This window comes from Mesorhizobium sp. B1-1-6 (genome assembly GCF_006443035.1).
Classification (GTDB): domain Bacteria; phylum Pseudomonadota; class Alphaproteobacteria; order Rhizobiales; family Rhizobiaceae; genus Mesorhizobium.
Genome location: NZ_VFWR01000009.1, coordinates 104,221 through 116,516 on the forward strand (window position 1 = coordinate 104,221; position 12,296 = coordinate 116,516).

Genomic DNA, 12,296 nt, shown 5'->3' on the forward strand with positions numbered 1-12,296 from the left:
AGCCGGGTTAAGCCTTCGCCTCCAGGGCGATCATCTTGTGGCTTTCCTCCGCGGCAAGCATTTCGGTGCCATAGGCCTTCAGGAACATGTCGACGCCCGACCTGACGATATGGTCGATTTCGTCCTGGTTCGGAGCCTTGGCGCGATAGGCGAAGATGCACTGCCGGAAAAGACCGGCCAGGCAGAGTTCTGTGAACTGATAGGCGGCAAGGTCGACATCGTCGATCTTGAGCAGGCCACGGTCGATGGCGGCATTGAGGAAGGTCACGACCTTGTCGTGGCCGCGTTTGGGGCCGCGTTCGTAAAACCGCGCGCCCATGTCGGGTATCCTGTCGGAGGCGCCGATCACCGTGCGCTGGGCCTGGATGACCTTGGCCGAGGTGATCTTCATGGACAGGACCTTGCCGAATTTCACCAGCGTCTCGCGCAGGTCGTCGGCACGGTCGAGCACGTCATACATGTTCTTGAAGATCGTGCCGCGCTCTTCCTCGATCAGCGCCTCGAACAGCTCTTCCTTGTTGGCGAAGTAGACATAGATGGTGCCTTTCGAAACGCCGGCTTCCCGCGTGATGTCGTTCATCGAGGCCGCCTCAAAGCCCTTGTCGATAAAGACCCGGCGGGCGCCATCGATGATCTGGCTGCGCTTGACCGGATCCTGTCCGGCTGCCGGGCGGCCGCGGCGCAAGCCGTCCAGCAGGTCGCCGCAATTGTCGTTTTCGACGTCGGGCGTTGTGTCGGCCATTAAAGTCACACCTCGAAAATAATTCGAACCAAGCGGTTCGATTGCCTCTTGATATGGTCCTCTTTAGGCGCTATGTCAACGGCCGGATCGAACCGAACGGTTCAGTATTATAACTTAGAGAGATGTCATGTCCTCGAACGCGCCGTCCACCGCCGAAGTCCGTCCTTTCCCCAACGCTAAGGTTGCTCCGGCGACGGAAGCACCGGAAGTTCCCGTCCAGCCAGTCGCCGCGCCGCCTCTGGCGGAAACTCCGCCGAAGAAAAAGCGTTCCGTGCGCTCCTTCCTGCTGCCGATCATCGGCGTCGCCCTGCTCGGCGCCGGCGCCTGGTACGGCTATGATTACTGGACCACCGGCCGTTTCATGATTTCGACCGACGACGCCTATGTCCAGGCCGACATGGCTTTCATTTCGCCCAAGATCTCCGGCTATGTCGATCAGGTCAAGGTCAGCGAGAACCAGCAGGTCAAGGCCGGCGATCCGCTGCTGACGGTCGATGACGGTGATTACAAAATAGCGGTCGCCCAGGCCGAGGCGCAGATCGCCACGCTGGCCAGGATGCTCGATCGCATCGATGCGCAGACCAAGGCGGCGCAGGCCTCCTTGCAGCAGGCGCAGGCCGCCAAGACCGCCGACCAGGCCGCGGCGGCCAATGCCGCGCGCGCCCAGCAGCGCGCCGCGCAACTGCTCAAGACCCATGTCGGTACGCAGGCGCAACTCGACGACGCCCAGACGGCGCTCGACCAGGCCAACGCCGCTCTCGTCGGCGCCGACGCGCAGATCGCCGCAGCACAAGCCAATATCGGCGTGCTGGAGGCGCAGCGCGCTGAATCGGCAAGCACGCTGGCATCCTTGCAGCTCAACCGCGACAAGGCCGCGCGCGACCTTTCCTTCACTGTGCTCAAGGCGCCCTATGACGGCGTCGTCGGCAACCGTTCCGTCGAGCAGGGCGACCTCGTGAGCCCCGGCCAGAAGCTCGCCGTCATCGTGCCGATGAACAAGCTCTACATCGTCGCCAACTTCAAGGAGACCCAGCTTGCCCGGCTGGTGCCCGGCGAAAAGGTCAGGATTTCGGTCGATGCCATCGACGGCGAGCCCATCGAGGGCACTGTCTCCTCGCTGGCGCCGGCCTCGGGTGCCGTGTTCTCGCTGCTGCCGCCGGAAAACGCCACCGGCAACTTCACCAAAGTGGTGCAGCGCGTCCCGGTCCGCATCGACGTGCCGGCCGATGCGCTGAAGAGCGGCAGATTACGCGCCGGCTTGAGCGTCGTTGTCGCCGTCGACAGCCGCACCGCGCCGGCCGCGATCAACTGAGCGCGCTCCGGGGAGCAACGCCATGGCTACCGCAACCCTGACCGCAGGAGCGCTGCCGGCGAGGCCGGCTGTGCCTGACACCATCTCGACGCGGCGCGTCATAGCCTTCCTGGCGATGGTGTTCGGCATGTTCATGGCCATCCTGGACATCCAGATCGTCTCGGCCTCGCTGGCCGAGATCCAGGCTGGCCTGAGCGCCAGTTCCGACGAGATCCCCTGGGTGCAGACGGCCTATCTGATCGCCGAGGTGGTCATGATCCCCCTATCCGGCTTTCTCAGCCGGATGCTGTCGACGCGCGTTCTGTTCACAATTTCGGCGGCGGGTTTTACCGCCGCAAGCGCGCTCGCCGCGACCGCCACCAACATCGACCAGATGATCGTTTACCGCGCCATCCAGGGTTTTATCGGCGGCGGCATGATCCCCAGCGTCTTCGCGGCCGCCTTCACCATCTTCCCGCCGTCGCGCCGTGCCGTCGTGTCGCCGATGATCGGCCTGGTGGCCACCCTGGCGCCGACAATCGGCCCGACCGTCGGCGGCTATATCAGCCACGCAATGTCCTGGCACTGGCTGTTCCTCGTCAATGTCGTGCCCGGCATCCTGGTGACGACGGCGGCCTGGTCGCTGATCGATTTCGACAAGCCCAACCTCAAGCTGTTCTCGAAGTTCGACTGGTGGGGCCTTGCCGGCATGGCGGCGTTCCTCGGCTGCATGGAATATGTGCTCGAGGAAGGCCCGAACAATGATTGGCTGCAGGATCAGGCGGTGTTCATCTGTGCCGTCGTCATGACCTTCGGCGCGGTGCTGTTCTTCTGGCGGGTGTTCACCGCCGAGGAGCCGATCGTCGATCTCAAGGCGTTCAGCAATATCAACTTCGCCTTCGGCTCGCTGTTCTCCTTCGTCATCGGCATCGGGCTTTACGGTCTCACCTATCTCTACCCCGTGTTCCTCGGACGCATCCGCGGCTACGATTCCATGATGATCGGCGAGGCGCTGTTCGTCAGCGGCCTGGCGATGTTCTTCACCGCACCGGTCTCGGGCATCCTGTCGAACAAGATGGACCCGCGCCTGATGATGATGATCGGCTTCTTCGGCTTTGCCACCGGAACATGGTGGATGACGCATTTGACCGCCGACTGGGATTTCTACGAGCTGCTCATCCCGCAGATCCTGCGCGGCTGTTCGATGATGCTGTGCATGGTGCCGATCAACAACATCGCGCTCGGCACGCTGCCGCCCGAGCGGCTGAAGAATGCATCGGGCCTGTTCAACCTGACCCGCAATCTCGGCGGTGCCGTCGGCCTCGCCCTGATCAACACGGTGCTGATCGACCGCAACGCCTTCCACTATGCAAGGCTCTCCGAGCACGTGCAGTGGGGAAGTGCGGCCGCGCAGCAGAAGCTTCAGAACATGACGCTCAATTTCGAGCAGACCGCCGGCCTGGATGCGGCCAGCGCGGCGATCTCGAAATTGTCGGGCATGGTCCAGCAGCAGGCGGCGCTGCTGTCCTTCATGGACGTGTTCTACATGCTGACGGTGCTGTTCGCGACGCTTGGCCTGTTCACCATGATGATCCGCAAACCGGCGGCCGCCGGCGGTGGTGGCGGCGGGCACTGACACCAGGGCAATACCGGAGAAACGATTTGCGTCCTGAATCGCGCTGGAAGCAAGGAAACACGGGCAGCCGTTTCGGGAAGCTCCTCCAGTCCACGCCCGAAATGACTGACCGCTAAAAAACTCCGGGTCGCAAGCCCGGAGTTTTTTCATATCGCGGCCGCATGGTCTCAGGCGGTGGCGGGCTTGAAGCTCAGCGCCACGCCGTTGATGCAGTGACGCAGCCCGGTCGGCGGCGGGCCGTCGTCGAAGACATGGCCCAGATGGCCGCCGCAGCGGCGGCAGTGGACTTCGGTGCGAGTCATGCCGAGCGACCGGTCCTGCGTCTTGCCGACGGCGTTGGCGATCTCCTGCCAGAAACTCGGCCAGCCGGTGCCGGAATCGAACTTCGTCTCGGAGGAGTAAACCGGCAGGTCGCAGCCGGCGCAGGCGAAGACGCCCTTGCGGTGCTCGTTGAGCAATGGGCTGGTGCCGGGATATTCGGTGCCTTCCTTGCGCAGCACGTCGAAGGCCGCGGGAGACAGGATCGCGCGCCATTCGGCATCGGTCTTGGTGACTTCGAAGGTCTCCGCCGCACGTGCATCCTGCGATCCGCCCATGCGCAGCAGAGATGCCGTGCCGGCCACCACGCCGATGGCGGCGGCGCCGCTCAAGAGAAAGTCGCGACGGTTCATGGCCAATCCTCCTGCTATCTGTTTGCCACATTCAACGCTCGGCTGAAAATCAAAAGCCGTTGAGGGCCGAACGTTACCCGCACCAGCCTCCTGGATGGAGCCACAGTGCGGAGCGGACGCCTGCCGGCGCAACGCGTGTACGAAGTCGCGCACCGGCAGGAGAGCCTTGCTGCCTGTTCGCCGGCAGCGAGCCGTATGTTACATCTTCGGCAAAAGAACCTTGTCGATGACGTGGATGACGCCATTGGACTGCCTGACGTCGGCAATCGTCACATGGGCGACATTGCCGTTCTCGTCCGTGACGGTGACCTTGCCCTTATCGGCCTTGAGCGTCAGCTCGCAGCCGCCGGCGGTCTTGACTACATGCGCGCCGCCATCGGCCTTGGCCATCTTGGCGACGTCGGCGGCCATCGCTTTCGCCGCGATCACATGGCAGGTCAGGACCTTGGTCAGCTTGTCCTTGTTCTCGGGCTTGAGCAGCGTTTCGACCGTGCCGGCCGGAAGTGCTGCAAAGGCCTCGTTGGTGGGAGCGAAAACAGTAAAGGGTCCGGCGCCCTGCAGCGTGTCGACCAGGCCCGCTGCTTTGACGGCAGCGACCAGCGTCGTGTGGTCCTTCGAATTGACGGCGTTCTCGATGATGTTCTTCTTGGCGTACATGGGTGCGCCCCCGACCATCGGATTGGCGGCATAGGCGATGGTGCCGAGCGCTGAGAGGCCGATCGTACCGGCGAGCAAAAGGGTGGCGAGTTTACGCATGATGTAAGTCTCCTCGGGTTGTTTTCCCCATCATTGGGAACGCGAGGAGATACGGGCCATGCAAAACTTAGTTTCGCTTTCTATGAAAGAATTCTTTTATTCCGAATGACGCCCGGTGATTTCAGTGGATAGGCTGATCCAACTGCGGGAATTTGGTCCGCGGTTATCCATGCAAAAATAGACTTCACTATTTTGTAAGGCGACGGTCCGGGCGGGGAGCCATCAGATGCCCTTCAGGTCGCCTGCCGCGACCACCGGTCCCGTCGGCTGGCCGGTCGGCGAACCGCCTGAAGGCTCGAGGCTGACCGCCAGCACGGCGCCCCGCGCAAGTTTCTGCTGCACGACCGGCGAAACCGTCACATGCGCAGCCTTCCCGGCCGGGATGACGCCCATCGAAACCGGCGCGTTCTTGCCCACGATCACCCACAGTTCGAAGTCCTTGCCGGAGGCCCGCTCACCGGAAACGTGCGACAGGCCGACTTCATGATGCGCCGCGTCATAGACGACGAGGTATCTGACGTCGCTGCCTTCGGCGGCCAGCGAGGCGACAAGCTGTGGTTGTTGGAGCGGTGGGTTGATGAAAGGCAAGGCGATGTAGATCGCCAGCGCCGCGATGGCGGCGGCGGCAAGGCCGCGCCAGAAGGCAAGGCTCGACCATAGGCCGGCGCGAGGCTGCGAGGCGAACAGCCGGCGATCGATCGCCTCCTTGACCCTGATCGGAGGTTCTGTCCCGGGATAGGCGACGGCCAAGGGCGAAAAATGGGCCTCCCAGGCATCGACAAGCCGAGCGAATGCGGCGTCGCCATCGATGCGGCGGGACGCAATCTGGCGTTCTTCCGCTGTCAGGACGCCAAGAACGTATTCGGCGGCGAACAGGTCGTCGCCTCCACGTTCCGGTCCGTCGTCGTCTACCAGCGTCATCTTTCCAGACACTCTCTGAGCTTCAGCAGGCTGCGCCGCAGCCAGGTTCGCATCGTGTTCAGCGGCACGCCATGGCGCTCCGCCAGTTCGGCATAGCTCTCGCCGTTCAGATAGGCGCCCCGGACAGCCGCTGCCCGGCCCTTCTCCAATTCCTCGAGACAATGGTAGATGCGCTCGGACTCGCCACCTGCCACGGTCATGGCCTCCGGTCCCGGCGCCGGATCGGCCACATCGAGCGCGGCATCGATATAGGCGGCAGGTTCCCGCCGCGCCCTGATACGATCGATCGCATGGTTGCGCGCGATGGCCACCAGCCAGGAAATCGGGCTTAGATCCGAGACGGCGAAACGGTCCGCCTTCGTCCATATCTTGACGAAGACCTCCTGAAGCGCCTCTTCGGCATCTCCCCGGTCCTTCAATACACGAAGGCAGACACCGAAAAGTTTCGCGCTGGTCTGCCGGTACAGCAGATCGAACGAAGCCCGGTCCTTCATCGAAGTCCGGACAATCAGATTGCTGATCTCCTGTGGCGTCATGTCGGCAAATTAGGGGATTGCGATGTATTTGCAACGGCGCAAATTTCCGTACACCCAAAGCTTTCCGCACCGCGCCGCACTCGTTCCATCGCTCGATTGCCAACGGATTGGCCGCTGGTTACCTTGCCTGGATCGGGGGAGCGCGCATGTCGGTCGAACGAGTGCTGTGGGAAGAAGACGCCACCGGCCTTGCCACGTTGGTGCGCAAGGGCGAGGTTTCGCCGGTCGAACTGGTCGACGCGGCGATCGCGCGCGCCGAGGCCAGCCGGCCTGAAATCAATGCCACGGCCGAGACACTCTACGATGCGGCGCGCAGCCGGGCGAAGGGCATCGATCGTTCCCTACCGCTGGCCGGCGTGCCCTTCGCCATCAAGGATCTCGGCATCGCCATCAAGGGCGTGCCGTCGCATGGCGGCAGCCGCATCCCCGCCTGGATGCCCGAGGTCAGTTCGGTGCTGACCGAACGCTATCTCGCCGCCGGACTGACACCCATCGTCACCTCGACATCGCCCGAACACGGGCTGCGGCTGATGACCGAATCAAAAGCCTTCGGCATCACCCGCAATCCCTGGAACACCGGCCACACCAGCGGCGGCTCGTCCGGCGGCGCTGCGGCACTGGTCGCCGCCGGCGTTGTGCCGGTGGCGCATGCCTCAGATGGCGGCGGCTCGATCCGCGTGCCTTCTGCCTGCACCGGGCTGGTCGGTCTCAAGACCTCGCGCGGCCGCGTCCCGCTGTCGCCATTGGTGAGCGAAAGCTGGTACGGCATGGTGGTCGACCATGCCGTCACCCGCTCGGTGCGCGATTGCGCCCTGCTGCTTGACCTCACCCATGGCCCCGACCCGCTCGCACCCTATGTCGCGCCGCCGCCAAAGGGTGCGTTCGCCGCGGCTGCCGCCCGCGATCCCGGCAAGCTCAAGCTCGCAATGTACCGGAACTCTCCGCTTGGCCTGCCGATTTCGGCCGAGACGCTGAAAGCGCTCGATACCGCGGTGGCGCTCGCCCGCGAGGGCGGCCACAGCGTCGAGGAAATCGATTTGCCCTCCATCGGTCGCGACTTCTTCGCCGATTTCTGCAGAACGGTTGCCTCGGCTGTCGCAGGCATGTTGCGGGCCGAGGCGGTGCGCGTCGGCCGCACCGTCACCGGCGACATCGAGCGCGCGACGCGGGTGCTCGGCCGACTGGGCGAAATGGTCTCGGCCGGCGAGACCTATGCCGGCTTGCAGCGGCTGCATGCCGCCTCGCGGCAACTGATTGCGGAGACGGCGCGTTACGACGCCGTGCTGATGCCTGTTATCGCCCACCCGCCGCTCGCTTGCGGCGCGATGGACCCGAAGGGTGCCGACGAGCTCATCGAGAATATGCTCGACAAGCTTCGCCTCACGGCGCTGCTCAGGATCGAACCGCTGTTCGGCCAGTTGATGGACAAGAGCCTGTGGTTCACTCACTGGCCGGCGATCCAGAATGTCAGCGGCCAGCCTTCCATCGCGCTCCCTGTTTACGTCACCGAAGCCGGCCTGCCGCTCGGCGTCCAGGCCGCGGGCCGCCCCGGTGACGAGGAGACGCTTTTGTCCCTGGCCGCGCAGATGGAGAAGATCTCCGGTTGGCTTGGCCGCAGGGCGCCGCTTATGGTGCCTTAAGTGATGACGAGGTCGTGAGCCGCCCGAATATGACAGCAAAGCCGTTTGCGGCCCGCGTCAATTCCCGCTAAGACGCCGCCGTCTTTACCTGATGCATGTCGCCAAAAATGCGCAGCGGTTTTGGGGCAACGACAGGCATGAAATCAAAAGCCAGGGAACCACGCCGATGACGGACATCGCCGCCACCGCCGAAATGCAGGCCGCCCTGCTGTCGCGGGCGCTGCCCTACATGCAGCGCTACGAGAACAAGACGGTGGTGGTGAAATATGGCGGCCACGCCATGGGCGACAGCGAACTCGGCAAAGCCTTCGCGCGCGACATCGCGCTGTTGAAACAGTCCGGCGTCAACCCGATCGTCGTCCATGGCGGCGGGCCGCAGATCGGCGCCATGCTCAACAAGATGGGCATTGAATCCAAATTCGAGGGCGGCCTGCGCGTCACCGACCAGAAGACGGTCGAGATCGTCGAGATGGTGCTGGCGGGCTCTATCAACAAGGAGATCGTCGCGCTCATCAACGCCGAGGGCGAATGGGCGATCGGCCTGTGCGGCAAGGACGGCAACATGGTGTTCGCCGAAAAGGCGCGCAAGACCATGATCGACCCGGACTCCAACATCGAGCGCGTGCTCGATCTCGGCTTCGTCGGCGAGCCGGTCGAGGTCGACCGCACGCTGCTCGACCTTCTGGCGCGCTCCGAGATGATCCCGGTGCTGGCACCTGTGGCGCCCGGCCGCGATGGTCACACCTACAACATCAATGCCGATACCTTCGCCGGCGCCATCGCCGGCGCCTGCAAGGCCTCGCGTCTTCTGTTCCTCACCGATGTGCCGGGCGTGCTCGACAAGGACAAGAAGCTGATCGACGAGCTGACGGTCGCCGAGGCCAAGGCGCTGATCAAGGACGGCACGGTGTCGGGCGGCATGATCCCGAAGGTCGAGACCTGCATTGAGGCGATCGAGCGCGGCGTCGAAGGCGTCGTCATCCTCAACGGCAAGACGCCGCATTCGGTGCTGCTTGAACTGTTCACCGAGCACGGCGCCGGCACGCTGATCGCGCCCTGATATTTGTGGGCTGTCGCGCCCGGCGCTAATCCGGCAGAGCGGCGACCGCCACGATCTCGATGACGAGATCGGGATGCGCAAGTGCGGCAACCCCGATTACTTCCGAGGGCGGCGGATTGTTGTAGCTGCAGTGTTTCGGGCAGTGCGCGGCGAAGAATTCGTCCATGACGTCCAGCCGGAAATTGGGGGAACTCAGAACGCCGCCGTCCGGAAACGGTCCTTTGACATATTGGGTGATCTTGACGAGATGCTCGAGCGAGCTGCCAAGCTCCTCCAGGTCCGATTTGATGGTCGTCAAAATGGAGCGCCATTGCGTCGCCGCGTCCCCGACGGCGCCACCTTTGCCCGTCGACGGGTCGTAATCTTCGGCCGTGCCCGTATTGCCGGCGAGAAAGACATAGCCCCTGGCGCCGCTGACGACGGTGCCTTTTCCCCAAGGCATCAGCCGGCCCTCTTTCATCTTTTTATGGGTGACAAGCTCCATCGCTTCCTCCTGCCGGACACCCTCTGCTTCCAGGAAGTAGCGCGCAGCCTGATAACGGCCAGCGTTAAAAAGTCAGGCGCGGTGCGAATGCATGGCCGCGAGCACGGCAGGTTTCCATGCCGTCCGTTCGAACACCATCGATTGCTCTTCCGCGTCTGTGGCGCGCTCCGGAAATCGGCCATCTTTCATCCGGCCATCGCGCGTCAGAAATCCCCAGACTCGCGGACCAGAGCCGCCGTCCATCTGCGTATACCAGCGCATGGAGAACGAGCTTCATGGCGGGACCTCTTCATGGGTGATCCGCCCATGCTGGCCGGCGCCATCACCGCCGCAGATGTCCGAGCGGCACGTGGCCGGGTCCCTTGATGTTCTGCAGCACGAGTTGCGTGTGGACGTCGCGCACACCGTCGAGCCGCATCAGCCGGTGCATGACGAAGGCGTTGAGTTCGTCGACCGACGGCACCATGACATGCAGCAGGAAGTCGTGGTCGCCGGTCATCGTCCAGCAGGATGATACCTCGTCCATGCGCTGGACCGCGGCGATGAAGCTCTCGGGCGAACCGTCGCTGTGGCTGACCAGCCGCACCTGGATGAACACCTCGACCGTCAGGCCGACGGCACGGCGGCTGAGCACGGCGGCAAAGCCCTTGATGATGCCGGCCTCCTGCAGCGCCTCGAAGCGCCGCGCGCAAGGTGTCGTCGACAGGCCGATCTCCTGCGCCAGTTCGGAGACCGGCTTGCGTCCGTCGCGCTGGAGGATATCGAGCATCTTGATCTCGAAATCGTCGAATTGAGGCATTTTCACTCCGCTATGGCATATTCCGAGTGGATGTTATCCAAAAATCCTCATTCCGGCCATCACCGAAACCGATTTGCCTCCGCAAGTCCGGTTAACTTCGGGCACATCCGGAATTCAAGATTGGCGAGGAGAAAACCATGACGACAATGAGCGTTGCCGAATATGCCCGCGACTGCGCGGCTCAAGGGTTGCGCGGCGACTACTCGGTCTGCCGTGCCGATTTCACCGTGGCGCAAGGCTATGACTACAGCGCCGAGGAACAGGCGGTCTGGCGCACGCTGTGCGACCGCCAGACGAAACTGACGCGCAAGCTCGCCCACCATTCCTATCTCGACGGCGTCGACAAGCTCGGCCTGCTCGACCGCATCCCGGACTTCGACGAAGTCAGTGCCAAGTTGCGCAAGCTCACTGGCTGGGAGATCGTCGCCGTGCCAGGGCTCATCCCGGCCGCGCCCTTCTTCGACCATCTCGCCAGCCGCCGTTTCCCCGTCACCAACTGGCTGCGGACGCAGCAGGAGCTCGACTACATCGTCGAACCCGACATGTTCCATGATTTCTTCGGCCATGTGCCGGTGCTGTCGCAGCCGGTCTTCGCCGACTTCATGCAGATGTATGGCCAGAAGGCCGGCGACATCATCGCGCTCGGCGGCGACGAAATGATCAGCCGGCTCTACTGGTACACGGCCGAATACGGCCTCATGCAGGAGAGTGGTCATCCGCTGAAGGCCTTCGGCGCCGGTCTGATGTCATCCTTCACGGAGTTGCAGTTCGCGGTCGAAAGCAAGGATGCGCACCATGCGCCTTTCGACCTGGAGACGGTGATGCGCACGGGCTACGAAATCGACAAGTTCCAGCGCGTCTATTTCGTGCTGCCGTCCTTCGACGCGCTGCGCGACACATTCCAGACCGCCGATTTCGCGGCGATCGTCGCTCGCCGCATGGGCGAGCCCGCACTCGACCCGGCGACTGTCTAGAGCAGTTCCAGGAAAAGTGTGCACGGTTTCCCCGGTAAAAGCGCGCAGCGCTTTCCCTGGGGAATTGCGCAAAAACAAAGAGATAGAGCAGTTCAGCGTTCCATGGAACGGTGAATTGCTCTAGCCGGATTTGGATGGGCAGGGGCGAGCGAAACCTCGCCCTTCCTACAGTGCGGCATAGATGTTGCGATTGAACTTCGTCTCCATCACCACATGCGATGCGGTTTTGACGATGCCGCTGATTTCATTCAGCGCATTCACTTCCCGGTTCAGCTTCTCGAGCGTCTCGGCCGCGACATGGATGATCAGGTCCCACTCGCCGGTTATGGCATAGACCGCCTGGATCGAAGGCATCGCCTTGATCTTCCTGGAGACGTCCGGGTAGCTCTTGTTGTTCAGGGCGGCGAAGGTGAAACAGTGGACGGAATTCTGTGCCGCCTCCTTGGTCAGCCGCACCGCGTAGCCTTCGATGACCCCGCCCGCCTCGAGCTTTTGTATGCGCTCCTGCAAGGCAGTCCGGGATACGCCGAGCTGACGCGCCAGTGATGCGACCGGCTCACGCGCGTTCTTCTGCATCAGCGCGAGCAGCTGGCGATCTTTTTCGGTCAATTCCACAATCAATCCTCTCCTTCGATCCGCCCTGGAACCCGTCCAATCGCTCGGCGCGATCCTATCGGCTGAACCACCGCCGCGACAATCCTCAGGAACCGCCGGTGCAGGCTGCGCAAGGCGCAAATATCCGGCATTTTGCCGCCTCACGGCACGTAATGACTGCATGGCTGCCAT

13 protein-coding genes are annotated in these 12,296 nt (G+C 63.2%); 5 read left to right on the forward strand and 8 right to left on the reverse strand.

Annotated features, from left to right (window positions below; translation table 11 throughout):
* Nucleotides 1–7: 7 nt before the first annotated feature.
* A complete protein-coding gene (locus FJ979_RS19010; protein WP_140514299.1) occupies nt 8–742 on the reverse strand; it encodes a TetR/AcrR family transcriptional regulator in 735 nt (244 codons plus the stop codon).
* Between the two features lie 127 nt (nt 743–869).
* On the opposite strand from FJ979_RS19010, the gene FJ979_RS19015 reads away from it, so the two are divergent.
* Both FJ979_RS19015 and FJ979_RS19020 read left to right on the forward strand, forming a co-directional pair.
* Nucleotides 870–2,054 (forward strand): HlyD family secretion protein, encoded by a 1,185-nt coding sequence (locus tag FJ979_RS19015; protein WP_140582796.1) that lies wholly within the window; start codon nt 870–872, stop codon nt 2,052–2,054.
* A 22-nt stretch (nt 2,055–2,076) separates the two neighbouring features.
* Nucleotides 2,077–3,669 carry a DHA2 family efflux MFS transporter permease subunit gene (locus tag FJ979_RS19020; protein ID WP_140582799.1) on the forward strand — a complete coding sequence of 531 codons (1,593 nt, stop codon included), beginning with the start codon at nt 2,077–2,079 and terminating at the stop codon, nt 3,667–3,669.
* A gap of 167 nt (nt 3,670–3,836) precedes the next feature.
* On the opposite strand, the gene msrB is transcribed toward FJ979_RS19020, so the two are convergent.
* From msrB to FJ979_RS19040, 4 genes are all read right to left on the reverse strand, one after another.
* Nucleotides 3,837–4,340, reverse strand: coding sequence for a peptide-methionine (R)-S-oxide reductase MsrB (gene msrB, locus FJ979_RS19025; RefSeq protein ID WP_140491485.1), 504 nt, complete (start codon nt 4,338–4,340; stop codon nt 3,837–3,839).
* 198 nt (nt 4,341–4,538) lie between these two features.
* Nucleotides 4,539–5,096 (reverse strand): fasciclin domain-containing protein, encoded by a 558-nt coding sequence (locus FJ979_RS19030; protein WP_140551640.1) that lies wholly within the window; start codon nt 5,094–5,096, stop codon nt 4,539–4,541.
* A 222-nt stretch (nt 5,097–5,318) separates the two neighbouring features.
* The gene (locus FJ979_RS19035; RefSeq protein WP_140582802.1) at nt 5,319–6,017 is read right to left on the reverse strand and encodes an anti-sigma factor; all 699 of its coding nucleotides are present in this window, start codon (nt 6,015–6,017) and stop codon (nt 5,319–5,321) included.
* Nucleotides 6,014–6,553 (reverse strand): sigma-70 family RNA polymerase sigma factor, encoded by a 540-nt coding sequence (locus FJ979_RS19040; RefSeq protein ID WP_140491478.1) that lies wholly within the window; start codon nt 6,551–6,553, stop codon nt 6,014–6,016. Before FJ979_RS19040 ends, FJ979_RS19035 begins: the two co-directional genes overlap by 4 nt.
* Before the next feature lie 146 nt (nt 6,554–6,699).
* Between FJ979_RS19040 and FJ979_RS19045 the strand changes: the two genes are divergently transcribed.
* Entirely contained in the window at nt 6,700–8,193 is a 1,494-nt protein-coding gene (locus FJ979_RS19045; RefSeq protein ID WP_140524235.1) for an amidase, read from the forward strand.
* Nucleotides 8,194–8,359: 166 nt separating this feature from the next.
* A complete protein-coding gene (gene argB, locus FJ979_RS19050) occupies nt 8,360–9,253 on the forward strand; it encodes an acetylglutamate kinase (RefSeq protein WP_140582804.1) in 894 nt (297 codons plus the stop codon).
* 25 nt (nt 9,254–9,278) lie between these two features.
* Here the strand turns inward: argB and FJ979_RS19055 are convergent, their stop codons facing one another.
* Nucleotides 9,279–9,737 carry a RidA family protein gene (locus FJ979_RS19055; protein WP_140582807.1) on the reverse strand — a complete coding sequence of 153 codons (459 nt, stop codon included), beginning with the start codon at nt 9,735–9,737 and terminating at the stop codon, nt 9,279–9,281.
* A 322-nt stretch (nt 9,738–10,059) separates the two neighbouring features.
* Nucleotides 10,060–10,536: an Lrp/AsnC family transcriptional regulator gene (locus FJ979_RS19060; protein ID WP_140491470.1), complete on the reverse strand. Its 477-nt coding sequence runs from the start codon at nt 10,534–10,536 to the stop codon at nt 10,060–10,062.
* 137 nt (nt 10,537–10,673) lie between these two features.
* Between FJ979_RS19060 and phhA the strand changes: the two genes are divergently transcribed.
* Nucleotides 10,674–11,510, forward strand: coding sequence for a phenylalanine 4-monooxygenase (gene phhA, locus FJ979_RS19065; protein ID WP_140563667.1), 837 nt, complete (start codon nt 10,674–10,676; stop codon nt 11,508–11,510).
* Between the two features lie 165 nt (nt 11,511–11,675).
* On the opposite strand, the gene FJ979_RS19070 is transcribed toward phhA, so the two are convergent.
* Complete coding sequence (locus FJ979_RS19070; RefSeq protein ID WP_224519054.1) at nt 11,676–12,296, reverse strand: Lrp/AsnC family transcriptional regulator; 621 nt, start codon at nt 12,294–12,296, stop codon at nt 11,676–11,678.

Excerpts from the sequence above, each read along its gene's own strand:
- FJ979_RS19010 (WP_140514299.1), bottom strand. The coding sequence starts at position 742 with ATGGCCGACACAACGCCCGACGTCGAAAACGACAATTGCGGCGACCTG.
- FJ979_RS19015 (WP_140582796.1), top strand. The coding sequence starts at position 870 with ATGTCCTCGAACGCGCCGTCCACCGCCGAAGTCCGTCCTTTCCCCAAC.
- FJ979_RS19020 (WP_140582799.1), top strand. The coding sequence starts at position 2,077 with ATGGCTACCGCAACCCTGACCGCAGGAGCGCTGCCGGCGAGGCCGGCT.
- msrB (WP_140491485.1), bottom strand. The coding sequence starts at position 4,340 with ATGAACCGTCGCGACTTTCTCTTGAGCGGCGCCGCCGCCATCGGCGTG.
- FJ979_RS19030 (WP_140551640.1), bottom strand. The coding sequence starts at position 5,096 with ATGCGTAAACTCGCCACCCTTTTGCTCGCCGGTACGATCGGCCTCTCA.
- FJ979_RS19035 (WP_140582802.1), bottom strand. The coding sequence starts at position 6,017 with ATGACGCTGGTAGACGACGACGGACCGGAACGTGGAGGCGACGACCTG.
- FJ979_RS19040 (WP_140491478.1), bottom strand. The coding sequence starts at position 6,553 with ATGACGCCACAGGAGATCAGCAATCTGATTGTCCGGACTTCGATGAAG.
- FJ979_RS19045 (WP_140524235.1), top strand. The coding sequence starts at position 6,700 with ATGTCGGTCGAACGAGTGCTGTGGGAAGAAGACGCCACCGGCCTTGCC.
- argB (WP_140582804.1), top strand. The coding sequence starts at position 8,360 with ATGACGGACATCGCCGCCACCGCCGAAATGCAGGCCGCCCTGCTGTCG.
- FJ979_RS19055 (WP_140582807.1), bottom strand. The coding sequence starts at position 9,737 with ATGGAGCTTGTCACCCATAAAAAGATGAAAGAGGGCCGGCTGATGCCT.
- FJ979_RS19060 (WP_140491470.1), bottom strand. The coding sequence starts at position 10,536 with ATGCCTCAATTCGACGATTTCGAGATCAAGATGCTCGATATCCTCCAG.
- phhA (WP_140563667.1), top strand. The coding sequence starts at position 10,674 with ATGACGACAATGAGCGTTGCCGAATATGCCCGCGACTGCGCGGCTCAA.
- FJ979_RS19070 (WP_224519054.1), bottom strand. The coding sequence starts at position 12,296 with ATGGCAGCCATGCAGTCATTACGTGCCGTGAGGCGGCAAAATGCCGGA.